Below are 24,355 nucleotides of genomic sequence, written 5' to 3' on the forward strand. Positions count from 1 at the left end.
ATTTATACAGTATATGGCGTTTGGGCAAAGGCGCAAGAAAAGGCTTAGCGGCTTAAATAGCAAATTCGGGGATACAAACGCGTCTTTATTTCATACGCTTAAAGACCCCGTTGTTGCCAGCATGGAAAGAGGCGATTTGACCTATGGAACTGCAACCACATTTTGCATTAATGGCATCCTACAACCAGTGGATGAATGCCAAGGCATATGAAGCCGCTAACAAGCTGAGTGCGGCTGAACTGATAGAAGATAAAGGCGCTTTCTTTGGCTCTATTTTTGGCACTTTGAATCATATCGCCGTCGCCGACACAATTTGGCTTAAACGGTTTGCGGCGCATGCTTCTTCAACCGCAACACTGGCGATAATGGAGCCGCTGCCTACGCCAACGCATCTTGATCAACGTCTGTTTGATGATTTGGAAGGCCTAAGCGCGCATCGCCATTGGCTGGACAACGTTATTATCAACTGGGTAGCCGCGCTGACCGATGATGATCTGGATACGCTGCTGAGTTACCACAACACCAAAGGCGTGGCTTCAACTAAAAGTTACTCACGCCTTATTTACCACTTTTTTAATCACCAAACCCACCACCGCGGGCAGGTATCTACCTTGCTCTCGCAAGCCGGTGTAGATATTGGCGTCACCGACCTGCTGGCGTTGATTCCGGATGAGGCGTAAGGAAGTAAGTTCTCATATAAGAGCCTAGTTTCAGGGGCTGACAATTATTAAGACTGAAAGAACCAAGAACGGAAAACGCCTTGACGTACTCAAGCCAAGGCGCATTTTTATAAAAATTTACCAACCTATCCGTTCAACATTTCTTTCGTGCTGGCTTTTTATAGGCACTGACTGTTGTGCTTTCCTTTTCGCCGTTACCGCCATTAGGGAAGTGCGCCCGCACTAACTCCAGTAGGCCTTGTGTGGAGGCATCGAAGTCGGCGGCGTTGGTGTCGATTCGCTCACTGATTTCGCCGGCGATACGCTTGCCGAGCTGGACGCCCCACTGGTCAAAGGAGTTGATGTTCCAGATGACGCCTTGGACAAATACCTTGTGCTCGTAGAGCGCGATGAGTGCCCCCAGGTTTTTTGGCGTTAGCTCGTCCAGTAGTAGGGTGCTGGAGGGGCGGTTCCCTGGGCAGCTGTAGGGGTCGTGTTGGCTTAGCTCTTTGCTGTCCCCTTGGCTGCCTTCCATAAAGGCGTTGGCCTGGGCGAGCATATTGGTCAGTAGGGCGAAGTGGTGGTCTTCGACGCCTGGCTCGGGCTTGAGCGAGGCAATAAAATCAATCGGCACATAGCGGGTGCCCTGGTGCAGTAGCTGGAAGAAGGCATGCTGGCCGTTGGAGCCGGTTTGGCCCCACACAATCGGGCCGGTTTTGTAGTTGACCGGGTGGCCGAAAATATCCACCGACTTACCGTTAGACTCCATATCCAGCTGCTGCAGGAAGGAGGGCAGTTGGTTCAGCGCCTGGTCGTAGGGCACGATGGCTTGCGTTTCGGCACCAATAAAGTTGATGTACCAAATACCAATCAGTGCCATCAGCACCGGCATGTTTTGCGAGAAGGGAGTGTTAATGAAATGGTTATCCATCTCATGAGCGCCTTCCAGCAGTTCGATAAAGCCTTCGAAACCGATCGAAAGCGCAATCGGCAGCCCGATGGACGACCACATGGAGTAGCGTCCACCAACCCAGGCCCAGAACTCGAACACGTTCTCTTCGCGAATGCCGAACTCCATGGCTGCTTTGCGGTTGGTGGAAGCGGCAATAAAGTGCGCGCCCACATCGGCGTCTTCGCCAGCGTTCTCCAGAAACCAGCGCCGCGCGGTTTTGGCGTTAAGCAGCGTCTCCTGGGTAGAGAAAGTCTTGGTGGAGACGATAAATAGCGTGGTGGCGGGGTCGAGGCGCGAGAGCACTTTCTGAATATGCGTGCCGTCCACGTTGGAAACGAAGTGGAAGTGCAGCTCCGGGTGGCGGTATTTGAGCAGCGCGCGCACGGCCATATTGGGCCCCAGATCCGAGCCGCCAATACCGATATTGACCACGTCTTTAATGCGTTTGCCGCTGTAGCCTTTCCACTCGCCGCTGCGCACTGCTTCTGAAAAAAGCTTGATCTGCTCGCGGGTGCGGGTGATCTCCGGCATCACGTCTTCGCCGTCTACATAGACCGGCTCATCGCCCAAGTGACGCAAGGCCGTATGCAGTACCGGGCGGTTTTCGGTGACGTTGATAATATCGCCGGAGAACATCTGCGCACGGCGCTGAACCAGCGCCGAGTGGTCGGCCAGCTCTATCAGCTTGGCGAGCACTTCATCGGAAACGTGGTGCTTGGAGTAGTCGAGAAACAGACCGCCCACCCGTAGGCTCATTTTCTCAAAACGCTGCGGATCATTGGTGAAGTAATCACGAATTCGATCGTTAGCGGTTTTGCCGCGCAGGCGGTCAAGCGCCTGCCAAGTGACACTGCGAGTGAGCTGAAACATAGGGCGATCCGTTTGTTATAAGTGAAGGTGGTAATCAAGTACAAAAAGTGGCGTTATGTAAAAATACTACCTAAAAAGCGGCAAATAGTAGAGGGTATTTGTACTTGAAAAGAGGTTAGCTGCGTAAAGCTACCTACTTTTGTGAGGGCAGGCGGCATGCCTGCCCTTCATTTGTAATCAAAAGTAGTTAAGTGGCAACGGCGACCTGGGCTGCGCCGCGTTTGATAAACGCATAGCTTAAACCCGTCACCAATGAGCCAGCCACAATAGCGCCAAGGTAGAGCAGCGCCGGGGTAATGGCGTTGGGGATCAGTAGCACAAAAATGCCGCCATGGGGCGCCATTAGCTTCGCACCCACCAGCATCGAGAGCGCGCCGGTAAGCGCCCCGCCTGCGATACAGGCCGGAATGACCCGCAGCGGATCCTTGGCCGCGAAGGGAATCGCGCCTTCACTGATAAAACAGAGGCCCAGCACGAAGGAGGCTTTCCCCGCTTCGCGCTCCGGTGCTGAAAACTTGTTGCGCGCGACAAAACTGGCAATCCCCATACCAATGGCAGGCACCATGCCCGCGGCCATAATCGCCGCCATGGGGCCGTAGGTTTCAGAGGCGAGCAGGCCCACGCCAAAGGTGTAAGCGGCTTTATTGACCGGGCCACCCAGGTCAAAGCACATCATTGTGCCCAGTAGAATACCCAGCAGCACCGCGTTGGTGGAGCCCATGGATTCCAAGAAGCTGGTGAGGGCACTAAGCAGCGCCGCGACCGGCTCACCAATCACGTAGATCATGGTGAGGCCGGTAACCAAACTGGCCACCAGCGGAATGATAAGAATCGGTTTCAGGGATTCAACGCTGGAGGGCAGTTTGACGTAGCGCGTCACCGCCAGCGCCACATAGCCTGCCAGGAAACCAGCCAAAATACCGCCGATAAAGCCGGAGCCGATATTGGCCGCCAGCATGCCGCCAATCATCCCCGGCGCAATGCCGGGGCGGTCGGCGATGGAGTAGGCAATATAACCTGCCAGAACGGGAATCATCAGTGCGAAGGCGGTGCCACCACCGATTTGCATCAGCGCGGCAGCCAGGGTGCCTTCCTGCTCAAAGGCCTCAATGCCAAACACGAAAGAGAGGGCAATCAGCAGACCACCCGCCACGACCATCGGCAGCATGAAGGAAACGCCGGTGAGCAGATGTTTATAAACACCTTTCTCTTTAACGCTCTTGTTCGCTGTGCCTGCGCTGCTATTACCGTTTTCTGTGGCAGCCTCGCTGAGGGCGGCTTCAAGCGTAGGGCGTGGCTTTTTCAGCGCATTGCCGGTCGAGGTGCGGTAGATACGCTTACCTGCAAAGCGCGATGGATCAACGTCAATATCACAGGCTAGTACGACGACGTCAGCGTCGGCGATCTCTTCTTCCGTCAATTTATCTTGAGCTCCCACCGAGCCCTGGGTTTCCACGCGGATGGCGTGGCCCATGGCTTTGCCCGCCTCTGCCAGTGCTTCGGCGGCCATAAACGTATGGGCGACACCGGTAGGGCAGGCGGTGACGGCAACGATTCTTTTTCCGCCCGCCGCACTGGTGGCTTTGGGGGCGCTATAAATGGGCGCCTCGCGCTTGGCCTGGGCTAAAAAGTCGTTGGGGTTGGGCAGGGCGCTGGCAATCGGCGCCTGAAAAAGGCGTTTGCCTTCAAAGCGCTCCGGGGCGGGCACATGATCGGCGGCGACCACAATCAGATCGGCATGGGCGATCTGCTCGGCGGTGGCCGTTTGTAGCGGTGCGATTTCGCCATGCATTTCAACGTGAATCGACCAGCCTTGGCGTTGAGCCGCTTGTTCCAGACGCTTGGCCGCGAGGAAAGTGGTGGCCATGCCGCTGGGGCAGGCGGTAATCAAAATAATGTTCATAGCGTGGATCCCTCGGTGATGGTGTCGTCAAGACGCCGTATCCGGGTGTGTTGTTGGAGTGAATCGAAATCGGCAGCGTGGGGGTTGCCCACGCCAACGTGGCGCACGGCTTCGGCCGAGAGCGCGGTGGCAAAGCGCAGCGTTTGCTCAGCGTCGTGCTGACCGTTCTGATGAGTCAGCAGGCCGTGGAGCATGCCCGCAACAAGGGTATCGCCAGCGCAGACGGTATTCGTCGCGGTGACCTTAGGGGGTGTGGCGTGCCAGGCGCCTTGGGCGTTCACCCATAGCACCCCTTCGGCACCCGCTGAAATCAGCGCATGGGCGATGCCGCTTTTATGCAGCCGCTTGGCCGCATCCAAGCGCGCATCGAAAGAGGTCACCTCTGCGCCTGCCCACTCTGCCAGTTCGTTTTCATTAGGCTTAACGCCTGCGGGGTGAGTCGCTATCGCCGCATTGAGTGCCGGGCCACTGGTATCTACCCAGAGCGGTACGCCGCTGGCGTTTAAGTGGTTTAATAGCGCGCTGAAATTGTCTAGTGACAGCCCAGGGGGCAGGCTGCCGGCGACAACCACCGCCTGGGGTGGCGTCGCACTTTTAAGCTCAGCCTCCAGCGAGGTGATCAGCGTTTGTAAATGGGTGGCGTCGATCGGCATACCGGGACCGTTGATATCGGTAACGCGGCCGCTCTGTTCGGCTAGCTTGGCATTGATGCGCGTGCTGCCGGGTACCCGTACAAAGGCATCGAGCAAATCTAACTGTTTGAAGGCAAGGACAAAGGGAGCGTCGTTCTCGATTCCTAAAAAACCACTGACCGTGACGCGGTGACCAAGGCCTGCCAGCACTCGGGCAACATTGACGCCTTTGCCCGCCGCTTCTAACTGTGCGCTGCGGGGCCGGTTAACGCTGCCCAGCACTAAAGCGTCAAGGTTAAACGCCAAGTCCAGCGCAGGGTTGAGAGTGATACACAGAACGCGGGCCATCAGCGCGCCTCCAGCGCATCGCGCACGTCGTCACTGGTCGCTTGTGCCAGGGCAAGCTGGGCGCTTGCCTGAGCTTCTGCGAAGTCAAACTCGCGCAGGCGAGCTTTGACCAAAGGAATTTGACGCGCACTGACCGACAGTTCATCAACGCCCAAGCCTACTAATACCGGAATAGCAACGGCATCGGATGCCAGCTCGCCGCACACGCCAACCCATTTGCCTTGGCTATGTGCTGCCGCTACGGTCATCTGGATCAAGCGCAGCACCGCCGGGTGAAGGCCGTCGGCCTGGGCGGAAAGCTCGGGGTGGCCGCGGTCAATCGCCAAGGTGTACTGGGTCAAATCGTTGGTGCCCACTGAGAAGAAGTCCACCTCGGCGGCGAGGCTGGGTGCCAATAGCGCGCTGGAAGGGACTTCGATCATCACGCCCAGTTGCACATCGGTAGCGCGCTGGGAGGCGGGTATCTCTTGCAGCAGGCGGTCATAGATCACTTTGACTGCACGGAACTCGGCAATGTCCTTGATCATCGGCAGCATAATGCGCAACGGATGATCTTTACTGGCCATCAAAAGTGCACGCAGTTGGGTCTCGAGCACGTCGGGCTGGGTTAGCGCCAGGCGGATGCCGCGCAGGCCCAGAAAGGGGTTATCTTCCTGGGGCACCGGCCAGTAGGGCAGCGGCTTGTCGCCGCCGACGTCCAGTGTGCGTGCCACCAGCGGGCGGTCACCTAGCGCGTCTACCGCTTGGCGATACTCGCCAATCTGGGTGTCCAAATCGGGCGCGCTGGCGTGAGCCATAAACAGAAACTCGGTACGCAGCAGGCCAACACCCTCGGCGCCGCGTTCCACTGCGTCGGCGGCGTGGGCGGTGTTGCCTAGGTTGGCGGCGACTTCAACACGGTGGCCGTCACGAGTCTGGGCAACCTCAAAGCGGGTCTCCCAGGCATCGGCTTCGCGCTGCTGCAGGTCGAGCAACTGCTGCTCGGCACGCTGAAGCCGCTCCTCAGAGGGTTGCGACGTTACCCGGCCACGATCGCCGTCAAGAATCAGCATACTGGCGTTTTTGAGTGCCATGACCGCTTGCCCCGTGCCCACCACGGCGGGAATACCCAAGGCGCGGGCCAGAATAGCACTGTGCGCCGTGGCACCACCGCGCACGGTGAGCAGGCCGCGGACCCGGGAGGTATCCAGCCGGGCCACATCGGAAGGGCCGATGTCGTCCATTACAAGAATATAGGGGTGGTCAGGCGGTTCGGGCAGCGTCACATCGCAGAGTACGCCCAGTACCCGGCGTCCTACGTCGCGCAGATCGGCAGCGCGTTCGGCAAGTAGTCGGTCAGCCAGCATTTCCTGGGCGTGGGCGGCGGTTTCGATCGCCTCCCACCAGCCCGCTTCCGCCGAGCGTCCCTCACGAATGGCATCCGTGGCCGCGTGGTGAAGCTCGGGGTCAGCGAGCATCTCTTCATGCATCGAGAGAATATCGGCTACTTCGCCGCCTTGGGCATTGCGCACCAGGGTTTGCAGTTGAGCCGCGCCCTCCTGAATGGCGTGATCCAGGCGAGCGAGCTGCTGGTCGGTATCTGCCGCGTGCTGTGCGTACTCAAATTGCAGCGGCCGGATCACAAACACGGGGGCAATGGCCAAGCCTGGTGAGGCAGCCACCCCGGTATGGGGCGTATCGGCAATCAGCGGCTCAACGGCGGGTTGGGTCGCGCTGGCAAGCGGTGCTGCATCAAAGCCGCCATCGAAAGGCGTTACTTTCTCGCCCAATCCCGCCTCGATCGTTGCTGCTACGCTCTCGAGCGCTTGCGCGGCGTTGTCGCCTTCGGCGGATAGCATCAGCCACTGGCCACGGCGTGCCCCCAGGCCGATCACCTTGGTCAAGCTGGCCGCGGAAACCGGCGTGGCGCTGCCTTCTTCCAGGCGGACATTGATAGCCATGGGCTGGGAGCGAGCAGCCTGTACCAATTGCTTGGCAGGGCGGGCGTGAAGGCCATGGGGATTAAGCACCCGGACACGGCGGGTATGGGTAGAGGCGCTTTCACCCGCCAGCCGGGCTAACAACTGATCACTGTTGCGCGTGAGTAACGTGTCGCTTTCGCCGCTTTCCAGCACTGCCATCAGTTGATCCAACAGCGGCCGGTGGGCATCGCCATGGGCGGCCAGGCAAAACAGCGCATGGACCGGGTGGCCGTCGCTTTCCAGCGTGGATGAGGCCGGTGTGGCGACCCCAAGCGCGGGCTGATTGACGCCCTGTGAGCTGCTGGCAAGCCAAAGCCCTTTGCCTAACCAAGTGGGCTGAGCGGTGGCGACTGCCGTAATGAAGGCGTTATCGACACAGCCGCTTTGACGCAGGCGCGCAGCGGCGGCGAGGGCAAGCTCTTGCGGGTCTTGGGCGGGAAAACTCACACAAAGCGTGTCGGCATCCAGGCGTGGCTCAAGCGCTGGTTTGGACAGCAGGCGCGCGACATCGGCAGCGGAGTTGGCATTGGCCAACTGTTCGGCAACGCCTTCACGATCCAATACGTGGGTGAGCTGGCGCAGAATATCCAGGTGCTCGTCGTTTTGGGCCGCAATCGTCACCAAGACGTACACTTGCTGGCCGTCGTGCCACTCGATCCCCTGGGGAAATTGCAGTACTCGCACGCCGGTTTGTTTCACATATTGGCGGCTTTCCGGCGTGCCATGGGGGATCGCGATAGCGTTACCCAGGTACGTCGATGACTGGGCTTCACGGGCGTGCAGGCCGTCACGGTACTCGGCCTCAACCAATCCGGCGTTTACCAGCGCTTCAGCGGCACTGTCTAGCGCGGTTTGCCAGCCATCCGCATGGCGGTCTAGCAAGATGTCATCGGGGCCGAGGGTCAACATAGAGTTCTCCTGTAAACGCGCTCTGCCATTCCTCAATGCCTCAGGCTCAGTACCTCAGATGAGTACTGTGGGTCGGTAGCAGGGCGTGTACATAAGTGATTGTCGTAAATGATCGTAGCTAAATGATGATGGCGGTGTTGCCAGTAGAATGAAGCTGGCTGCAAGCGTGTTTCATCCTTGCCATCGAATCTGGGTTTAGTGCTATGCTGAATCGATTCACTAAATGACACAAGGTTTGTGCTTTTAGACTTTGGTCTGGTAGGCGCTAACTTACTGATAAACTGCCCGGTCACATTAAGAGGAACCCGAATGACACTCGCCGATATTGCCCGGCTAGCGGGCGTCTCGCGCACGACGGCTAGCTACGTGATTAATGGCCAGGCCGAGCAGCGCCGCATCAGCGTAGCCACGATTGAGAAAGTGATGGCAGTGGTGCGTCAACATCGCTACCACGTTGACCCGCAGGCGGCCGCGCTGCGCCGTGGGGCGAGCCGCCTGCTGGGCCTGATCGTGCCGGATTTGGAAAACATCAGTTATGCCCGGCTGGCAAAACGCCTGGAGCGCGGCGCGCGGGAGCAGGGCTATCAATTGCTGATTGTCAGTTCGGATGATTGTGCCGAGAGTGAACGATCGCTCGCGCTGGCGCTGCGTGCCCAGCGCTGCGAGGTGTTGATCACCGCCAGTTGCTTGCCTAGCGACGACACCTTCTACGCCGATTTGGTCGATGAGGGCTGGTGCGTGGTGGGCATGGATCGTGGCCTGAATCCCGCGCTATTTGCCAGCGTGGTGAGCAATGATTGTGAAGCGGCTGAAAAGCTGACTCGCTCGGTCATCGGTAACGCCACCAGGCGCGTTGCCTGGCTGGAGGCGATGCCGAATCTTTCGATCAGCAGTGAAAGGCGGGCAGGTTTTCAGACGGCGCTCAAAGGGGCTGATATAGAGCCGCTTATTTTAAGCGGCACGCGTTACGAGCGTCATGAAGGAGCGCGCCTTGCCACCCGGCTGCTGGATGAAATGGGCGGTGCCGATGCGCTGGTAACAGCGTCTTATACGCTACTGGAAGGGGTGTTTGATGTGTTCCTGGAGCGCGGCGGTTTGCCAGAGACCGTTCGACTGGCCACGTTTGGCGATCACCGGCTGCTGGATTTTCTTCCCCAGCCGGTCAACTCAGCGCTGCAGGATTATGATCGTATTGCCGCATTAACGTTGAACTGCGCCTTGGCCGCCTTAGAGGGCCGCTATGAGTGTGGGCTGCAGGTGGTTGATCGTCATCTGCACGCCCGCTGAACACGGTGCTCCGTTGTTGCTGACCTAACGTTAGACGGCTGGCTTAAACCGTTCTAGCCTGCGCCCAGGCACTCGCATCCGGAATCGACATATCGTAACTTTCGCCCAGGTAGGGCGATGAAAGCAGGAAGTCGGCGGTAGCCGCATTGCAGGCAACCGGTACATTCCACAAGGCGGCTAAGCGCAGCAGCGCCTTCACGTCCGGGTCGTGAGGCTGAGGCGAGAAAGGGTCCCAAAAGAAAATCAGTACATCCAGGCGCTGCTCGGCGATGCGAGCACCAATCTGCTGGTCGCCTCCCAGCGGCCCGCTCATCAAGCCTTCAACGCTGAGACCCAGGCTACTTTTCAAGCGTCCGGCGGTGGTGCCGGTGCCAATCAACTCGTGTTGGCTGAGTACACCCTGCCAGCGGGTTGCCCACTCCAGCATTTCGCTCTTCTTGCCGTCGTGGGCAATGAGCGCAATTCGCTTGCGCGCTTGCAGGGTACGGATGGCTTGGCGGGGCGGTTGCGCGTCAGTCATGGCTTTACTCTCCTTGATGGCCCTGGAGGCCCGTCACTTTTCTTTTTAAGCTCGCGTGGTTATTGCTCCACTATTCGCTATCGAGAGCAAGGATTTTCATTGTATTGGTACCACCGTGTGCATTCATATGATCGCCGCGCGTTAGAATCACATGCTCGCCAGGGTGTATGAATCCCTGCGCCTGCAGGCATTTCAAGGCCTCCTGATTGAGGTTGGCCGGGTCCATCTCGGTAGTGTCGAAAGGTATCGAGACAACACCGCGGTAAAGCGCCATGCGGCGCTGGGCGATGGGGCTATGGGCCAGCCCTATGATAGGCAGCGCGGAGCGAATGCGGGAGGCGATCAGCGGTGTATAGCCGGTCGATGTCATGCAGGCGATGGCACTGACGCCAGACAGGTGATTAGCGGCATACATGGCCGATAGCGCAATGGTTTCATCGATACGCTCAAAACCTTCGTGAATGCGATGGCCTGATTCCTGAGCCAGACGCTCCCGTTCGGCACCCAGGCAGACGCGGTTCATTGCTTCGATGGTCTCCACCGGGTAATCCCCTGCGGCGGTTTCCGCTGAGAGCATTACCGCATCGGTCGCGTCGAGCACCGCATTGGCTACGTCGAAGACTTCGGCGCGGGTAGGCAGCGGCGATTCGATCATCGACTCCATCATCTGGGTGGCGGTGATCACCGCACGGTTCAGGGAGCGTGCATGCTTGATAATGCGTTTCTGGGTGCCGATGAGTGCTGCATCACCAATTTCAACGCCAAGATCACCCCGCGCCACCATCACCGCCTCTGACGCTTCAATGATGGCATCCAGTGTGGCGTCATTGGCCACCGCTTCGGCGCGTTCGAGCTTGGCGACCAGGCCGATCTCTTTGCCGGCCTCCCCAAGCAGCTCACGGGCTTCCTGCATATCCGCGGCGCTGCGCGGGAAGGAGACAGCTAAGTAGTCAACGCCAATCTCAATAGCGGTTTTTAGATCGTCCTTATCTTTCTCAGTCAGGGCAGGCGCTGAAAGTCCGCCGCCCTGTTTGTTAATGCCCTTGTTGTTGGAGAGCTTGCCACCCACGTGAACGCGGGTGTGCACTTCCTGTCCAACTACTCGTGTGACATCAAGTACCAAACGGCCATCATCCAGCAGTAGCCGGTCACCTTCTAAGACATCATCCGGTAGGGTTTGGTAATCACAGCCGACCCGCTCTGCGTTGCCGCTATTGGCGTCAAGCGCCATATCCAAAACAAACGCCTGGCCGACATCGAGTTTGACGGCACCTTCAACAAAACGCGCAATACGTATTTTAGGGCCCTGTAGATCGCCCAGCGCCGCGACACTGCGCCCAAGGCGAGCGGCTATTTCCCGCACGTCATTGAGTCGCCGACGATGATCGTCAACTGAGCCATGCGAGAAGTTTAACCTCACCACATCGGCGCCCGCCTTGAGCATTGCTTCAAGCACGCCGGGGCGGTCGCTAGCAGGGCCGAGCGTGGCAACGATTTTAGTGCGTCTCAAGGGGACATGAGCACCGGATGCAGAAGGAGAAAGGGGGGAAGTGAAGGCTTGGGCTGCTGTCTTCGCGGTCGCTTTCGTCACGGTGACACGCTCCTTGGAGGGGTGTTGTTGGTGATTAAATATTGGACTACGATAGCGCTTATATAGTAATTTTACTACATATTGGATATTTGAAAGCCTTTTGGGGCGATTGTAAGTCGGATTATCAGCCTCTTGACGCTTAAATACGTATTTTTAGTAAATATTTTACAAAATACGCCACTTGCTACCATTGGTTGATTGAGGAGCTATCATGACCATAAGAGTTGCGATTAACGGATTTGGCCGTATCGGCCGCAACGTACTACGCGCCCTTTATGAAAATAGCTACCGTGATCGTGTCCAGGTCGTTGCTATTAACGACCTGGGTGATCCCGCGCTGAACTCCCATCTGTTGCGTCACGATACCGTACATGGGCACTTTCCTTTCAAGGTCGAGCACGATGCTGAGAGCATCACCGTGGATGGTGATCGGATTGCGATCTCCTCGGAGCGTGACCCAGCCCAGTTACCGTGGGCGTCAATGGATATCGACTTGGTGATGGAGTGCACGGGGCTATTTACCAAGCGCGATGCAGCCGCCAAACACATTGCGGCGGGTGCCAAGCGGGTACTTATCTCTGCGCCCAGCCCGGATGCGGATGCCACCATCGTTTACGGCGTAAATGACGATATTCTGACGGCCGAGCATACAGTGGTGTCGAATGCTTCCTGCACTACGAACTGTTTGGCACCGGTGGCGAAAGCCTTGAATGATGCGGTGGGTATCGAGAACGGCCTGATGACCACGGTACACGCCTACACCAATGATCAGAACCTGTCGGACGTTTACCACTCCGACCCGTACCGTGCCCGTAGTGCGACTCATTCGATGATCCCGACCAAAACCGGGGCAGCGGCGGCGGTAGGCTTGGTGTTGCCCGAACTGGCCGGTAAGTTCGATGGCCTGGCGGTGCGCGTGCCGGTGATCAATGTGTCGCTGGTGGACCTCACTTTTACCGCGAGTCGGGACACCACCAAGGAAGAAATTAACGCTATCGTCGAGAAAGCGGCGGCCAAGTCGCCGGTACTGGCGGTTAACGCCGAGCCGCTGGTCTCCATCGATTTCAACCACGATGCCAACTCATCCACCTTTGATGCCAACCATACTCGCGTGAATGGTCGTCTGGTGAAAATTATGGCGTGGTACGACAACGAGTGGGGCTTCTCCAACCGTATGCTGGACACCGCCATTGCGATGCAGAAGACTGAAAAGTAGTACGTAGAAAGCCTAAGGGCAGGTATCGCCCAGCAACAGCTCTGTTTTGAGCAGTTGTTGGGCGAACGGGGTACGCCCCAAGATCATCTGCGCGGCTAGCCGCCCTTTACCTGCGCTATCCTGTCGCACCGTGGTTAACCGCGGTGCGCGGTATTGTCCTTCAGCAATGCCATCAAAGCCTGTAATGCGGAGTTCTTCAGGAACCTTTATACCTCGTTCCTCAGCCAGGATGAGGGCTGTCAATGCAATGCGGTCAGACATGCATAGCAATAGATCAGGGCGTTGTCCTAAAGGCTGATCCAGAATCTCAGCAATGACGGTGGAACAAACCTCAAAAGTGTTTTCTTCTATGTTCCATAGCGGTACTTGCTCAGTATCAATCCCATGCTCATCAAGTGCGCTATGAAATCCTTCTAGTCGAGCTCGGCTCATCGTGCTCGTATCGGGTAGCAGCGTATGCTCCGGTTTCACCCGGCCGTTATAGGCTTGTTTTGTTAAGCGCAAGTTAATGATCGCTGGGCGTTTAGGGAGTGTGCGAAGCGCATGCTTCGCGATTTGGTAACTGGCCGCGCTGTTATCAACATGGACGGTCGGATAGCCTTCGATATTGAAATCGACCGTTACCAACGTGCGTTGAGCAGGTAGTTCGTCTAACAGCTTATTGTTGGGCATTAACCCGTAAACGATAAAACCATCGGCAATGTTAGCGGACCCTGGCGGTTGGGAGGCATGCCCGCGCCCAGGGACCAGCAGTAACGTATGGCCATGGGCGTCAAGCACCTCGGCGACGCCTGATAGAAACTCGCATACCACAGCGTCGTTCAAACTGTAGGTAAGGCTCTCCGTTAAAACCACCGCAATTATTCGAGAGCGGCCTGTACGTAGGCTGCGCGCTTTAGCGTCGGGCCCGCTGTATCCCAGTCGCTTGGACTCTTTAAGTATGCGTTCGCGTAGGGCAGGTGAGAGCTGATCTGGGCGGTTGAAAGCATTGGAGATCGTCGCTGTGGAGACGCCGAGTTCCTGGGCAAGGTTCTTGAGTGTCATCCGGCGTTGATCAGTCACGATGCCTCCTATAAAGGCTAATTATTAATAAGCTATTTAGTTGAAAAGTCGTCACAAAGTAATCCAAATATCTCCTGCGCGCGGCGCCATCCTGATGATAAACGAAGGGTACGATAGACCACTATGAAAATGCTCGAATTCTCGCTTGGACATCTTGCCTTAGACATTGGTCTTTAATCAGCAAATAGTGGTTGTTAAAACCGTGCTTAATCGATTAAGTTTCGGCTATCTTCTCTTAGCTTTGTCGTCCCAAGGGCAGGGCATCGCTTAGCGTACATGGCTTAGCGTGCATGGCTTAGCGGCCCAAGATACACCAGGGCGTTGCTTAGCAGAATGCACTAGCTCAGGGCAGATTTTTGACTTTATCTTAATCGATTTAGATAAGGCGCTTTTTGATGATGCACCTAGCAATAAAGACATCACCACACAGCCAAAGGCGGTGCGACAAGGGAGCTGAAAAAAAGCGATTGAAAGCGTGGGATTAAAGACACTAACCAATAACAACAGGTACCAATAACAATGCATAAAATGACATTCAAAACGCCATTAGCGATTGCCGTTGCGGCTGCTAGCTTCGCAGTGAGTGGCAACGCTACGGCACAGATGAGCCTGGAACAACGCTTTGCCGAGTTGGAAGCCCGAATAGAAGCAGCGGAACAGCGCGCCGATGCTGCCGAGCGGCGGGCCGAGATTGCTGAGCAGGCTCAAAGCGCACCCCAAAGTGACGCTGAGATCGAAGAGCGGTTAGCTCGCGTCGAACGTCATACCGATGGCGAAGAGGGATTCTCTTTTAATGTTTATGCGCGTTCAGGCCTGCTGATTGGCGAAGATGGTAAAAGCGAGAACGCTGGCCCTTATCTAACGCCAGCAGGTGGTGAAGGCGGGGCGGTTGGCCGTTTGGGCAATGAGCCTGACACCTACGCGGAAGCCATTTTTAATTATCGGATGCAGTTCGATAACGGCGCGAAGGCCCTGTATCGCACCATGATTGCGGATGGCACAACTTCCAGCAACGATTGGACCGGGGGAGAGTCGGACCTTAACGTGCGCCAGGTATTTGCTGAATTCAGCGAGCTTCCCAGCTTTACCGGTGTGTTTGAAAACGCCTCAATTTGGGCTGGTAAACGTTTTGATCGCGACAACTTCGATATCCACTGGCTCGACAGTGATGTGATTTTCTTGGCGGGTACTGGTGGCGGTATCTACGACATGCAGTTGGCAGATAACTGGAAATCCAACCTGTCGATTTACGGCCGCAGCTTTTCCGATTATCCGATTGTGGACCGCGAAAACCCAGGTCTTGAAGGCGATACCGACAACCTTATCCTGACCTCTAACAACTATTTTGGTAATTGGCAGTGGATGGTCAACGGCATGTCCGCCGCGGACAACGACGAGCGTGATATCAGTGCCGGCCAAACTGCTGCGGACACCGGCTTCCACACCATGATTGCTTATCACGGCGATAGCTTCTTTGGTATGGGCGAAGGTAACTTCAAGGCGGCCGTGCTCCATGGCCAGGGCTTGGGCGCTGAAACGAAAAGCCTTGGTTCCCGTGGTGAGCTAACCGACGACGCTACCGCCACCCGCTTGGCCGTATACGGCACCACGTACATTGCCCCTCAGTGGCGTATTGCACCCTCTATCCTGGCTGAAACCAGCGAAGACCGTTATGCCCAGGGTGACAAATACAACTGGGCGGGCATCAATGTGCGTTTGGCTAATGAGCTAACGCAAAACTTTGAAATGCAGTACGAAGCGGGCTATCAATGGATGGATCTTGATCCCCAGGGATACAGTGGCCGCAACGCCGTCGATGGGGGCTTTAGCAAGTTTACGATTGCGCCCACCTTCAAACCGCAAGTTGGCGGCTTCTGGCAACGCCCTGAGATTCGTCTGTTCACCACCTTCAGCGATTGGGATGACGATTTAAATAATTACGGTGCTAGCTCATTAGGTAACGAAGGCTTTACCGGCGGCCAATGGTCGTTCGGCGTTCAAACAGAAGTGTGGTTCTAAACGATGCGAGCTCTTTAACGACACCGTTTCTTCTCCAATGCTCGTTGCCCGCGATCCTTCGCGGGCTTTTTTATTGCGGTAATTTAAAATTTTTTTTAATGAGCTGCATCCAATCAAGGGTCTCGCGGGTATTCACTATACAGCTGCCATTGTTGGCCGCTGATAACAACCCTTTTAGGAGACTGAAATGACACTACATCATCTAACGCGCGCTACCTTGGCCGCCACTCTGATTGCATCCTTCAGTCAAGCCGCTTTGGCCGAAACGCCTGCGGACGTCCAAGTGCCGGACGGCAACACCATCGCGCTTGAAACTGTAGGCGTTGGCGCCATTACCTACATGTGCGAAACCAAAGATGACGGCAACATGGGCTGGGTATTCAAAGGCCCGCACGCTGCGCTTAACGATAGCGATGGCAGCCAAGTAGGCAGCTACTATGGCCCCCCGGCCACGTGGGAAGCGTTGGATGGTTCTAAAGTGACCGGCACCCAGCTAGCAACGGCAGCCAACGGCGACGGCAATATTCCGCTACAGCTTGTAGAAGCGAACCCCGCCGAGGGTGAAGGCGCGATGACTGGTGTTAGCTACATTCAGCGTCTGAACACTCAGGGCGGTGTTGCGCCTGATGTGACTTGCGATATGGATCACGATGGTGCAACTGCTGTCGTTACCTATCAAGCCGATTACATCTTCTGGACCGCTGAGTAAGTCTAATTCTGCTGGGGACTCGTTTGTCGGGTCCCTAGCGGCTATGCTGTCTGTGATAACGACGACTGGCGTCGGTGCCGTCACCAGGGAGCTAGGTTTTGACTGACGTGTCTTTAGAATTTGATCATGCTGCCGCATTGGCGAAATGTGCCCGCGGCGAGCATGATGCTTTGCATCAACTCTACGTTTACGAAGGCGCCAGACTATTAGGTGTCGTCATAAGAATCGTCAAAGACCGGGGGATGGCGGAAGATATCGTGCATGATGCCTGTCTCAATATTTGGCAACGTGCCGACAGCTTCGACCCCAGCAAAGGATCTGCGCGAGCATGGATATTTAGTGTGGCGCGCCATTTGGCGTTGAATGCTATTCGCTACCGTGACCGTGAAATTAATTTTGCCAATGATCCTGCCGACGAATTAGCGCAGGACGAACATTTCCAGCACGCTTATGTTGCTGAAGAAGCCTTTGACTGGCAGACCGGCCAGCGGATGGATAGCTGTTTAGAACAACTCGAGCCAGAGCGGCGCAACTGTGTGCTCCATGCCTACGTTGATGGCCTGAGTCATGCAGAAATTTCTGCCCATACAGGGGCACCGCTCGGCACCGTAAAAGCCTGGATAAAACGCAGTTTACTGCGCTTACGGGAGTGTATGGCATGACCCGCCCCAGTCAGCACGAACATGTAAGTGAAGACGACCATGCCTTGGCGGGGGAGTACGTGTTGGGCACGCTGTCGTTAACGCAGCGAGAAGCGCTGGAAACACGGTTACCTAACGAACCCGAATTACAAAAAGCCGTGATGGCCTGGGAAGAGCGCTTTTTGCCCTATACCGCCATCACCACGCCGGTCACTCCTTCTGATTATTTATGGCCGCGTATTGAACGCAGCTTAAAGGCTCGAGAAGGAAAGGCACGAGAAGCATCCGCTAAACGTGCTGGCTCTGCTAATACGCCGCCACGGCCCCGCCGAATGCTGCACAGCTTGCCGCTGTGGCGAGGTGCGGCCGGGTTTGGTTTGGCGGCGGCGTTAGTCATGGGCGTGATGTTGACCAATGAAGCCACTGAACCGACGACGCCGGAGTATATGGTGGTGCTGCTTGCCCCGCAAACGCAGTCGGCCGGTTGGGTAGTACAGGCATCATCGCGCCAGGAAATAGAGCTCATCCCGCTGGGTGCGTTCGAAGTGCCTGAAGGTAAGGCGCTAGAATTCTGGACCAAGGCGGATGAATGGCAGGCACCGGTATCACTGGGTTTAGTGGAGCCAGGTCAGCCGATTCGGATGCGCCTGGATCAGCTGCCGCCGCTTGAAGATAACCAGCTGTTTGAACTGACCCTGGAAGACGAAACCGGTTCGGCCACCGGCCTGCCTACTGGGCCAATCGAGTTTATTGGCCGCGCGGTCGAGATTTAACTACTGAAAAAGCGCCTGTTAGCAGCGTTTTAAAAGAACGTGAGACCCACTTGGAACAGGCGCTCTACCTCGCGGATTCGGCGTTTGTCGACCACAAACAGAATCACGTGGTCGCCGCTCTCCACCATCACGTCGCCATGGGCGATGATGACCTCTTTACCGCGCACAATGGCGCCGATCGTGGTGCCTTCGGGTAGATCTATCTCACGAATGGTGCGCCCAACCACTTTAGAGGACTGCTTGTCGCCGTGGGCGATCGCTTCAATCGCTTCTGCGGCACCCCGGCGCAGTGAGTGGACATTGACGATGTCGCCGCGGCGCACATGGGTCAGCAGGCTGCCGATGGTTGCCTGCTGAGGCGAAATGGCGATATCGATCTCGCCACCTTGCACCAAGTCGACGTAAGCAGCGTTGTTAATCAGCGTCAGCACCTTCTTGGCGCCTAACCGCTTGGCCAGCAGCGACGACATGATATTGACCTCATCGTCGTTGGTCAGCGCGCAGAAGATATCGCACTCTTCGATATTCTCCTCTTCCAACAGCCTCTTGCTAGTGGCGCTGCCGTGGAGCACCACGGTGCGATCCAACCGCTCAGATAACGTTGTGCAGCGCTCAAGGTTGTGCTCGATGATCTTGACCTGGTGGCTATGCTCCAAATGCTCCGCCAGCCGTTCGCCGATATTGCCGCCCCCGGCAATCACCACCCGGCGAAAATCCCGCTCGACCCGGCGCAGCTCGCTCATCACCGCGCGAATATCCCGCCGAGCGGCGAGGAAGAAGACCTCGTCGTCGGCTTCGATGACCGTATCGCCACGGGGAATGATCGGTCGGCTACGGCGATAGATCGCCGCCACGCGGGTATCCACGTTGGGCATATGGCGGCGCAGAAACGCCAAATCCTGGCCCACCAGCGGGCCGCCGTAAAACGCTTTTACCGCTACCAGCTGCACCAGGCCACCGGCAAACTCCAGTACCTGTAGCGCACCGGGGTGCTCGATCAGGCGGCGCACATGGTCGGTCACCACCTGCTCAGGGCTGATCAGTACGTCGATGGGGATGGCTTCGTGGGCAAACAGGCCTTTACGGGTTAAATACGCCGTGGCGCGCACCCGGGCAATTTTGGTGGGCGTGCGAAACAGCGTATGCGCCACTTGGCAGGCGATCATATTGATCTCGTCGCTGCTGGTCACTGCGATCAACATGTCGGCGTCTTCGCAGCCTGCTTGGCGCAGCACGATCGGGTAGGAGCCCGCGCCGGTCACGGTGCGGATATCGAGCTTGGTGTGCAGATCGCGCAGCTTTTTCGCGTCGGTATCCACGACCGTGATGTCGTTCTCCTCGCGAGCGAGGTGTTCTGCCAAGGTGCCGCCGACCTGGCCAGCGCCGAGAATAATGATTTTCATGGGTTATTGTCCTCTTGGCTGGGCTCAATGGAGAGTCGGTAACCAATGCCGGGTTCTGTTTGCAGCAGGTTAGGCGACTGGGGATCGTCGCCACGTTTGTAGCGCAGTTTGCTTATCACAATGCGCAAATAGTGGCTGTCGTCCTGGAGGGTACTTCACTAGCGCCGCCAGAACATCGGCGTCAGCAATACCACGACGGTCAAGATCTCTAAACGACCCATTAGCATGCCAATGCATAGCAACCACTTCGCCGCATCAGGTAACGATGAAAAGTTGCCAGCAGGGCCAATAATATCGCCAAGCCCAGGCCCGACATTGGTCACCGCGGTGGCGGCGCCGGAAAGCGCTGTTACTAAGTCTAGCCCCAGTGCGGATAGGCTGAGTGCCAGGGCTGCGATGGTGATAAAGAAGAAAAATGAGAACGCCACGACGCTGCGCGAAATATCGCTAGTCACCGGTTGGTGGTTATAGCGATTAGTAAAAACGCCGTTGGCATGAATCAAGTACCGCAGTTGGTTTTGCAGCATTAAAGTAGCAATTTGGAAGCGGAAAACTTTCATCCCCCCGCTGGTCGAACCGCTGCAGCCACCCACAAAGGTCAGGTAGAAAAAAGCGGCCACCGGCAGCGCTCCCCACAGCGTATAGTCATCAGAGGCGTAGCCGGTGGTGGTCACTACGGATACCACGTTAAAGGTGACATGGGTTAACGACACAAACCAGTTATCGCCGTGCAGGACTCGCCAAGCGCTGAGCACTAAAATCGCAGCCAATAATAGCTTCAAAAGGCCACGAACCTGCTGGTCTTTCCACAGGGCATCACGTGATGAGCGTATAAAACGGATATAAAGCACAAACGGTAATGCGCCGCTGAGCATAAATAAACTCGCCATCCAGAGTAGCCATGGCTGCTCGCTGTAAGCGCCGAAAGAAGCGTCTGAGTTCGCAAAGCCGCCGGTAGAGAGAGAGCTCATACCATGGACGGTGGCGTCCAACAGCGTCATTCCGCCAAACCAGTAGCTACCGATCGCGAACAAGGTGAGGCTGACATAAATCGTTAACGTCGCTTTAGCGATGCCGCCAGTGCGTGGCATTACTTTATCCGACCAGTCGGACGATTCGGTATGAAACAGCCGCATACCGCCGACTTTCAGAAAAGGCAGAATGGCAATGCCCATCACGATAATGCCAATGCCTCCCATCCACTGCATTAGCCCGCGCCACAGCTTCAACCCATCGGAGAAGTGTTCAATGCCGACCAGGATGGTAGAGCCGGTGGTCGTGATCGCCGATACCGATTCAAACACGGCGTTCGTGAAGGTTAATTGAGGAGCACCCAGGATCAACGGTAGGCTGGCAAAGCCGCTAATTGTGACCCAACTCGCCGCGGTTAGGATAAACATCTGCCAGGGTTTGAGTTCCAGCGATGCTCGATAGGTAAGTAGCCAAGTCAGCGCGGCTGCGCTGATGATTATCAACACGGAAACAGCAAAGGCGGGCGCATCGGGGTCATTCTCAATCAGCAATACCAGCAGCGGCACCAGCATGAAAAGCGCGAGCACCATCCACAGAATCGCCATGATTTTAAACACTGGCGCCCAGTGCCGGTACATCTCCCTGCTGCGATGAAACCACGGTGTCAAAGGTGCCATATGCCCAGCTCGCCATTTAGTATTCTTAAGCATGCGCTAAGAGAACACGACCTTCCATAAAAAGTCTGTAAAAAATCAGCGCATTTGACTAGTTTTGTGGGGGTGGAGCGCCACTGCCATCGCCGCTGGGCATGTTAGAAGCGTACAGTAAGCCTATCGACTATCAATTGTAGCTAGCTGCTTTTTTGTAGTAAAATTACACGAATTGTTGCGAACAAAGCCCGCAATACGGTAAATTTTAGGTAATCTAACTACATTAGATAGCCTAATTATAAATAGGAGCAACGATGAGCCAGTCCAATGCTTCCCAAGGTGCCCCGCTGGGCGATCCAAATAATGCTATCGATTTAGCCCTGTTTGGCGCGCTGGGGGATCTTGCCATGCGCAAGCTGTTTCCTGCCTTATACCATCTTGACCGTGAAGGCTTAATGCCAGAAAGCACGCGCATCATGGGACTGGCTCGCCAAGAGCACGATGTGGTGTCGTTTCGCCAGATGGTGAACGAGACGCTGCAAAAGCGAATCAAGAGCAACGAGCAAGATAAGCAAAGCCTGGAGCGCTTTCTTGCCCGCTTGGATTACTTACAGCTCGATTTTGCCAACGTCGAAGGCTACGACGCTATTCGCCAATGGCGCCAAGGCTCGTCACGGCCCATGGTGGTTTATCTTTCCGTAGGGGCGCGTATTTATGGCGATATTTGCCGCCATCTTCAGGCCAGCAAAAGTCTAGATGACGAGTCCCGTGTGGTGGTTGAAAAACCCATCGGTTACGACCTGCACTCCTCGGTCGAAATAAATGACGCCATTGGTGAGGTGTTTCCTGAATCGCGGGTTTATCGCATCGACCACTATTTGGGCAAAGAGACCGTACAGAATTTGATTGCACTGCGTTTTGCCAACCCTTTATTCGGCACTCAGTGGAATCAGAACAATATCTCCCATGTAGAAATTACGGTTGCGGAAAAAGTAGGCATTGAAGGTCGCTGGGGCTACTTCGACGAGGCAGGCCAGTTACGCGATATGGTGCAAAACCACCTGCTTCAACTGCTGTGCTTGATTGCGATGGACCCGCCCTCGAACTTGGATGCCGATGCTATCCGCGACGAGAAGGTGAAGGTGCTGAAAGCGCTCAAACCTTTTGTCGGCGAAGCGCTGGGGCGTGATGTCGTGCGCGGCCAATATATCGCAGGCACCAGCGATGGCCAGTCGGTGCCGGGTTATTTAGAAGAAGAGGGTGCCAATACCCAAAGCCAGACCGAGACCTTTGTGGCGATGAAAACAGAGGTCTCTAACTGGCGCTGGGCAGGCGTACCATTCTATTTGCGTACGGGTAAACGCATGCCGGAGAAGCTGTCACAGATCGTGATTCACTTCCGTCAGCAGCCGCACTACATCTTCGACCCAGACCAGCGCGGTATTGCCTCTAATAAGCTGATTATCCGTCTTCAGCCGGAAGAGGGCATTGCGCTGCAGGTACTAACCAAAGACAGCGGTCTGGACAAAGGCATGCGCCTACGCCCCGGCCCGCTGCACCTAGACTTCAACAGTGCCTTCCCCAAATCGCGGATACCGGATGCCTATGAGCGTCTGTTGTTGGAAGTAATGAAGGGCCAACAATATCTGTTCGTTCGGCGCGATGAAATCGAACATGCCTGGCGCTGGTGCGATCAGTTAATCGACGGCTGGAAAAAACGCGATACGCCGCCACGCCGCTATCCTGCAGGCTCCTGGGGGCCCGTTGCCTCTATCGCCATGATCACCCAGGACGGCCGCAGCTGGTACGAGGATTATTGATATGAGCCAAGCACGTCAACAGCTCGCCGAGCAGCTTGCCGAAGCAGTGTTTCAAGCTCTTCAAGAAGATTTAAGCCATCAAGAACGCGCGCTGCTGGTCGTTTCAGGCGGCTCGACGCCGGTGCCATTTTTTAAAGCGCTGGCGGCGAAACCATTGCCCTGGAAACGTCTTGATATCACCCTTGCCGATGAGCGCTGGGTGGGCGAGGAGAGCAGCGATAGCAATGCCCGGCTGGTGCGTGAGCACCTGCTACAGGGCGGTGCGTCGGCGGCCAATTTTATACCGTTAACTTGCGATGCCTCAACGCCAGAAGAGGGGGTCGAGACCGTCGCTCAACAAGCGGCTTCCTTGGCATGGCCTGCGAGTGTGGTGATTTTAGGCATGGGCGGCGATGGTCACACCGCCTCCCTGTTTCCCGATAGCCGTGAGCTAGACCTAGCACTAGCCACAGACGAACTGCTGGTGGCCGTACGCACGCCTAGCCAGCCGCAGCCACGCATTACCTTCTCAGCGGATCGCTTACACCAAGCGCGCCGTCACTTTTTACATATTACCGGCGATGATAAACGCGCCGTATTGGCTAAGGCGCTGAACGGCGACGATGCCCGTCAACTGCCTATTCGTGTCTTTCTAACCTGCCCGCTGGCGATATATTGGGCGCCTTAAGGTTTCGCTTTAGGCCGCTGCTCAAGACTGATCATTGAGATTCAGCCGCCTTAGCCAATAACAATTTGCTTGGAGACTCACTAATGACCATCGAAAAACAGTTACCGTCCACACGCACCGCCGAGCTGGATAGCATTTGCTCGAAAGCTGAAGTGATTCCCGTCATCACCATTGAGCGTCTTGAAGATGCCGTGCCATTGGGCCGTGCCCTGGTGGAAGGTGGCTTAACCGTGCTGGAAATCACTCTGCGTACCGACTGCGCGCTAGAAGCCGTAAAGCGCATGCGTGAAGCGCTGCCCGGTGCAAGCATTGGGGTAGGTACCGTACTAACCCCAGCTCAGTATCGCCAGGCCGAGCAGGTCGGTGCAGACTTCGTAGTGACGCCAGGCGCTACCGACGCGCTTTACCGCTATGGCGTTGAAAGCCCCGTGCCAATGCTGCCGGGTGTCTCGACTATTTCTGAACTAATGACAGGCTGGCAGTACGGCTACCGCCGGTTCAAGTTCTTCCCGGCGGAATCCAGTGGCGGCGCTAAAGCGATCAAAGCATTTGGTGCACCGATTCCCGAAGCACGCTTTTGCCCCACGGGTGGCATTACGGTTGATAATGCTGAGGATTATCTATCGCTGCCCAATGTAATGTGTGTGGGTGGTTCCTGGTTAACGCCTAAAGCAATGGTGGAAGCGGAAGACTGGGACGGCATTCGTGAGTTAGCGCGCCAAGCAGCCGAGCGTTTTCATCACTAAGTAATACGCTGAAGGTTTTGCTGAACTAAGTCACATCAACCCTGG

19 protein-coding genes and 1 pseudogene are annotated in these 24,355 nt (G+C 56.3%); 10 read left to right on the plus strand and 10 right to left on the minus strand.

Annotated features, from left to right (window positions below):
- Positions 1 to 143 precede the first annotated feature (143 nt).
- A complete protein-coding gene (locus ACUN8H_RS16770; RefSeq protein WP_445533193.1) occupies positions 144 to 680 on the plus strand; it encodes a DinB family protein in 537 nt (178 codons plus the stop codon).
- Positions 681 to 813: 133 nt separating this feature from the next.
- Here the strand turns inward: ACUN8H_RS16770 and pgi are convergent, their stop codons facing one another.
- The 4 genes from pgi to ptsP form a co-directional block, all read right to left on the minus strand.
- Positions 814 to 2,481 (minus strand): glucose-6-phosphate isomerase, encoded by a 1,668-nt coding sequence (gene pgi / locus ACUN8H_RS16775; protein ID WP_445533194.1) that lies wholly within the window; start codon positions 2,479 to 2,481, stop codon positions 814 to 816.
- Positions 2,482 to 2,668: 187 nt separating this feature from the next.
- The gene (locus ACUN8H_RS16780; RefSeq protein WP_445533195.1) at positions 2,669 to 4,384 is read right to left on the minus strand and encodes a PTS fructose-like transporter subunit IIB; all 1,716 of its coding nucleotides are present in this window, start codon (positions 4,382 to 4,384) and stop codon (positions 2,669 to 2,671) included.
- Positions 4,381 to 5,364: a 1-phosphofructokinase gene (gene pfkB / locus ACUN8H_RS16785; protein ID WP_445533196.1), complete on the minus strand. Its 984-nt coding sequence runs from the start codon at positions 5,362 to 5,364 to the stop codon at positions 4,381 to 4,383. Before pfkB ends, ACUN8H_RS16780 begins: the two co-directional genes overlap by 4 nt.
- Positions 5,364 to 8,234 (minus strand): phosphoenolpyruvate--protein phosphotransferase, encoded by a 2,871-nt coding sequence (ptsP, locus tag ACUN8H_RS16790; RefSeq protein ID WP_445533197.1) that lies wholly within the window; start codon positions 8,232 to 8,234, stop codon positions 5,364 to 5,366. The genes pfkB and ptsP overlap by 1 nt, the downstream gene beginning before the upstream one ends.
- A 309-nt stretch (positions 8,235 to 8,543) precedes the next feature.
- Here ptsP and cra point away from each other — a divergent pair, with 309 nt between their 5' ends.
- A complete protein-coding gene (gene cra, locus ACUN8H_RS16795; protein WP_445533198.1) occupies positions 8,544 to 9,521 on the plus strand; it encodes a catabolite repressor/activator in 978 nt (325 codons plus the stop codon).
- 43 nt (positions 9,522 to 9,564) lie between these two features.
- On the opposite strand, the gene ACUN8H_RS16800 is transcribed toward cra, so the two are convergent.
- Together ACUN8H_RS16800 and pyk are read right to left on the minus strand one after the other, a co-directional pair.
- Positions 9,565 to 10,041 carry a methylglyoxal synthase gene (locus tag ACUN8H_RS16800; protein WP_445533199.1) on the minus strand — a complete coding sequence of 159 codons (477 nt, stop codon included), beginning with the start codon at positions 10,039 to 10,041 and terminating at the stop codon, positions 9,565 to 9,567.
- A gap of 70 nt (positions 10,042 to 10,111) precedes the next feature.
- A complete protein-coding gene (pyk, locus tag ACUN8H_RS16805) occupies positions 10,112 to 11,632 on the minus strand; it encodes a pyruvate kinase (protein ID WP_445533200.1) in 1,521 nt (506 codons plus the stop codon).
- Positions 11,633 to 11,843: 211 nt separating this feature from the next.
- Here pyk and gap point away from each other — a divergent pair, with 211 nt between their 5' ends.
- The gene (gene gap, locus ACUN8H_RS16810; RefSeq protein ID WP_445533201.1) at positions 11,844 to 12,848 is read left to right on the plus strand and encodes a type I glyceraldehyde-3-phosphate dehydrogenase; all 1,005 of its coding nucleotides are present in this window, start codon (positions 11,844 to 11,846) and stop codon (positions 12,846 to 12,848) included.
- Between the two features lie 12 nt (positions 12,849 to 12,860).
- On the opposite strand, the gene ACUN8H_RS16815 is transcribed toward gap, so the two are convergent.
- Positions 12,861 to 13,910 carry a LacI family DNA-binding transcriptional regulator gene (locus tag ACUN8H_RS16815; RefSeq protein WP_445533202.1) on the minus strand — a complete coding sequence of 350 codons (1,050 nt, stop codon included), beginning with the start codon at positions 13,908 to 13,910 and terminating at the stop codon, positions 12,861 to 12,863.
- A 519-nt stretch (positions 13,911 to 14,429) separates the two neighbouring features.
- Here ACUN8H_RS16815 and ACUN8H_RS16820 point away from each other — a divergent pair.
- The 4 genes from ACUN8H_RS16820 (at position 14,430) to ACUN8H_RS16835 (ending at position 18,052) form a co-directional block, all read left to right on the plus strand.
- On the plus strand, positions 14,430 to 15,929 hold the full coding sequence (locus ACUN8H_RS16820; protein WP_445533203.1) for a carbohydrate porin: 1,500 nt from the start codon (positions 14,430 to 14,432) through the stop codon (positions 15,927 to 15,929).
- Between the two features lie 187 nt (positions 15,930 to 16,116).
- Positions 16,117 to 16,638: a DUF3455 domain-containing protein gene (locus tag ACUN8H_RS16825; protein WP_290699249.1), complete on the plus strand. Its 522-nt coding sequence runs from the start codon at positions 16,117 to 16,119 to the stop codon at positions 16,636 to 16,638.
- Positions 16,639 to 16,745: 107 nt separating this feature from the next.
- A complete protein-coding gene (locus ACUN8H_RS16830) occupies positions 16,746 to 17,300 on the plus strand; it encodes a sigma-70 family RNA polymerase sigma factor (protein ID WP_290699487.1) in 555 nt (184 codons plus the stop codon).
- Positions 17,297 to 18,052 carry an anti-sigma factor gene (locus tag ACUN8H_RS16835; RefSeq protein ID WP_445533204.1) on the plus strand — a complete coding sequence of 252 codons (756 nt, stop codon included), beginning with the start codon at positions 17,297 to 17,299 and terminating at the stop codon, positions 18,050 to 18,052. The genes ACUN8H_RS16830 and ACUN8H_RS16835 overlap by 4 nt, the downstream gene beginning before the upstream one ends.
- 29 nt (positions 18,053 to 18,081) lie before the next feature.
- Here the strand turns inward: ACUN8H_RS16835 and trkA are convergent, their stop codons facing one another.
- From trkA to ACUN8H_RS16850, 3 genes and pseudogenes are all read right to left on the minus strand, one after another.
- Positions 18,082 to 19,455, minus strand: coding sequence for a Trk system potassium transporter TrkA (trkA, locus tag ACUN8H_RS16840; RefSeq protein WP_290699255.1), 1,374 nt, complete (start codon positions 19,453 to 19,455; stop codon positions 18,082 to 18,084).
- Positions 19,452 to 19,589 (minus strand): annotated as a pseudogene (locus tag ACUN8H_RS16845) (DNA-binding response regulator); the annotation flags it as partial. The gene trkA and the pseudogene ACUN8H_RS16845, both read right to left, overlap by 4 nt.
- Positions 19,590 to 19,613: 24 nt before the next feature.
- Complete coding sequence (locus tag ACUN8H_RS16850; protein WP_445533205.1) at positions 19,614 to 21,104, minus strand: TrkH family potassium uptake protein; 1,491 nt, start codon at positions 21,102 to 21,104, stop codon at positions 19,614 to 19,616.
- Between the two features lie 287 nt (positions 21,105 to 21,391).
- On the opposite strand from ACUN8H_RS16850, the gene zwf reads away from it, so the two are divergent.
- From zwf to ACUN8H_RS16865, 3 genes are all read left to right on the plus strand, one after another.
- Complete coding sequence (gene zwf / locus ACUN8H_RS16855) at positions 21,392 to 22,897, plus strand: glucose-6-phosphate dehydrogenase (protein WP_445533206.1); 1,506 nt, start codon at positions 21,392 to 21,394, stop codon at positions 22,895 to 22,897.
- A 1-nt stretch (position 22,898) separates the two neighbouring features.
- On the plus strand, positions 22,899 to 23,564 hold the full coding sequence (pgl, locus tag ACUN8H_RS16860) for a 6-phosphogluconolactonase (RefSeq protein WP_445533207.1): 666 nt from the start codon (positions 22,899 to 22,901) through the stop codon (positions 23,562 to 23,564).
- Positions 23,565 to 23,647: 83 nt separating this feature from the next.
- On the plus strand, positions 23,648 to 24,310 hold the full coding sequence (locus ACUN8H_RS16865; protein WP_445533208.1) for a bifunctional 4-hydroxy-2-oxoglutarate aldolase/2-dehydro-3-deoxy-phosphogluconate aldolase: 663 nt from the start codon (positions 23,648 to 23,650) through the stop codon (positions 24,308 to 24,310).
- The last annotated feature ends 45 nt before the right edge of the window (positions 24,311 to 24,355 follow it).

It is taken from the genome of Vreelandella sp. V005 (assembly GCF_052645115.1).

What these genes read in the sequence shown, in the direction of transcription:
- ACUN8H_RS16835 (WP_445533204.1), top strand. Translation starts at nt 17,297, where the DNA reads ATGACCCGCCCCAGTCAGCACGAACATGTAAGTGAAGACGACCATGCC.
- ACUN8H_RS16850 (WP_445533205.1), bottom strand. Translation starts at nt 21,104, where the DNA reads ATGGCACCTTTGACACCGTGGTTTCATCGCAGCAGGGAGATGTACCGG.
- gap (WP_445533201.1), top strand. Translation starts at nt 11,844, where the DNA reads ATGACCATAAGAGTTGCGATTAACGGATTTGGCCGTATCGGCCGCAAC.
- ACUN8H_RS16800 (WP_445533199.1), bottom strand. Translation starts at nt 10,041, where the DNA reads ATGACTGACGCGCAACCGCCCCGCCAAGCCATCCGTACCCTGCAAGCG.
- zwf (WP_445533206.1), top strand. Translation starts at nt 21,392, where the DNA reads ATGAGCCAGTCCAATGCTTCCCAAGGTGCCCCGCTGGGCGATCCAAAT.
- ptsP (WP_445533197.1), bottom strand. Translation starts at nt 8,234, where the DNA reads ATGTTGACCCTCGGCCCCGATGACATCTTGCTAGACCGCCATGCGGAT.
- trkA (WP_290699255.1), bottom strand. Translation starts at nt 19,455, where the DNA reads ATGAAAATCATTATTCTCGGCGCTGGCCAGGTCGGCGGCACCTTGGCA.
- pgl (WP_445533207.1), top strand. Translation starts at nt 22,899, where the DNA reads ATGAGCCAAGCACGTCAACAGCTCGCCGAGCAGCTTGCCGAAGCAGTG.
- pgi (WP_445533194.1), bottom strand. Translation starts at nt 2,481, where the DNA reads ATGTTTCAGCTCACTCGCAGTGTCACTTGGCAGGCGCTTGACCGCCTG.
- ACUN8H_RS16820 (WP_445533203.1), top strand. Translation starts at nt 14,430, where the DNA reads ATGCATAAAATGACATTCAAAACGCCATTAGCGATTGCCGTTGCGGCT.
- ACUN8H_RS16770 (WP_445533193.1), top strand. Translation starts at nt 144, where the DNA reads ATGGAACTGCAACCACATTTTGCATTAATGGCATCCTACAACCAGTGG.
- pfkB (WP_445533196.1), bottom strand. Translation starts at nt 5,364, where the DNA reads ATGGCCCGCGTTCTGTGTATCACTCTCAACCCTGCGCTGGACTTGGCG.
- cra (WP_445533198.1), top strand. Translation starts at nt 8,544, where the DNA reads ATGACACTCGCCGATATTGCCCGGCTAGCGGGCGTCTCGCGCACGACG.
- ACUN8H_RS16780 (WP_445533195.1), bottom strand. Translation starts at nt 4,384, where the DNA reads ATGAACATTATTTTGATTACCGCCTGCCCCAGCGGCATGGCCACCACT.
- ACUN8H_RS16825 (WP_290699249.1), top strand. Translation starts at nt 16,117, where the DNA reads ATGACACTACATCATCTAACGCGCGCTACCTTGGCCGCCACTCTGATT.
- ACUN8H_RS16865 (WP_445533208.1), top strand. Translation starts at nt 23,648, where the DNA reads ATGACCATCGAAAAACAGTTACCGTCCACACGCACCGCCGAGCTGGAT.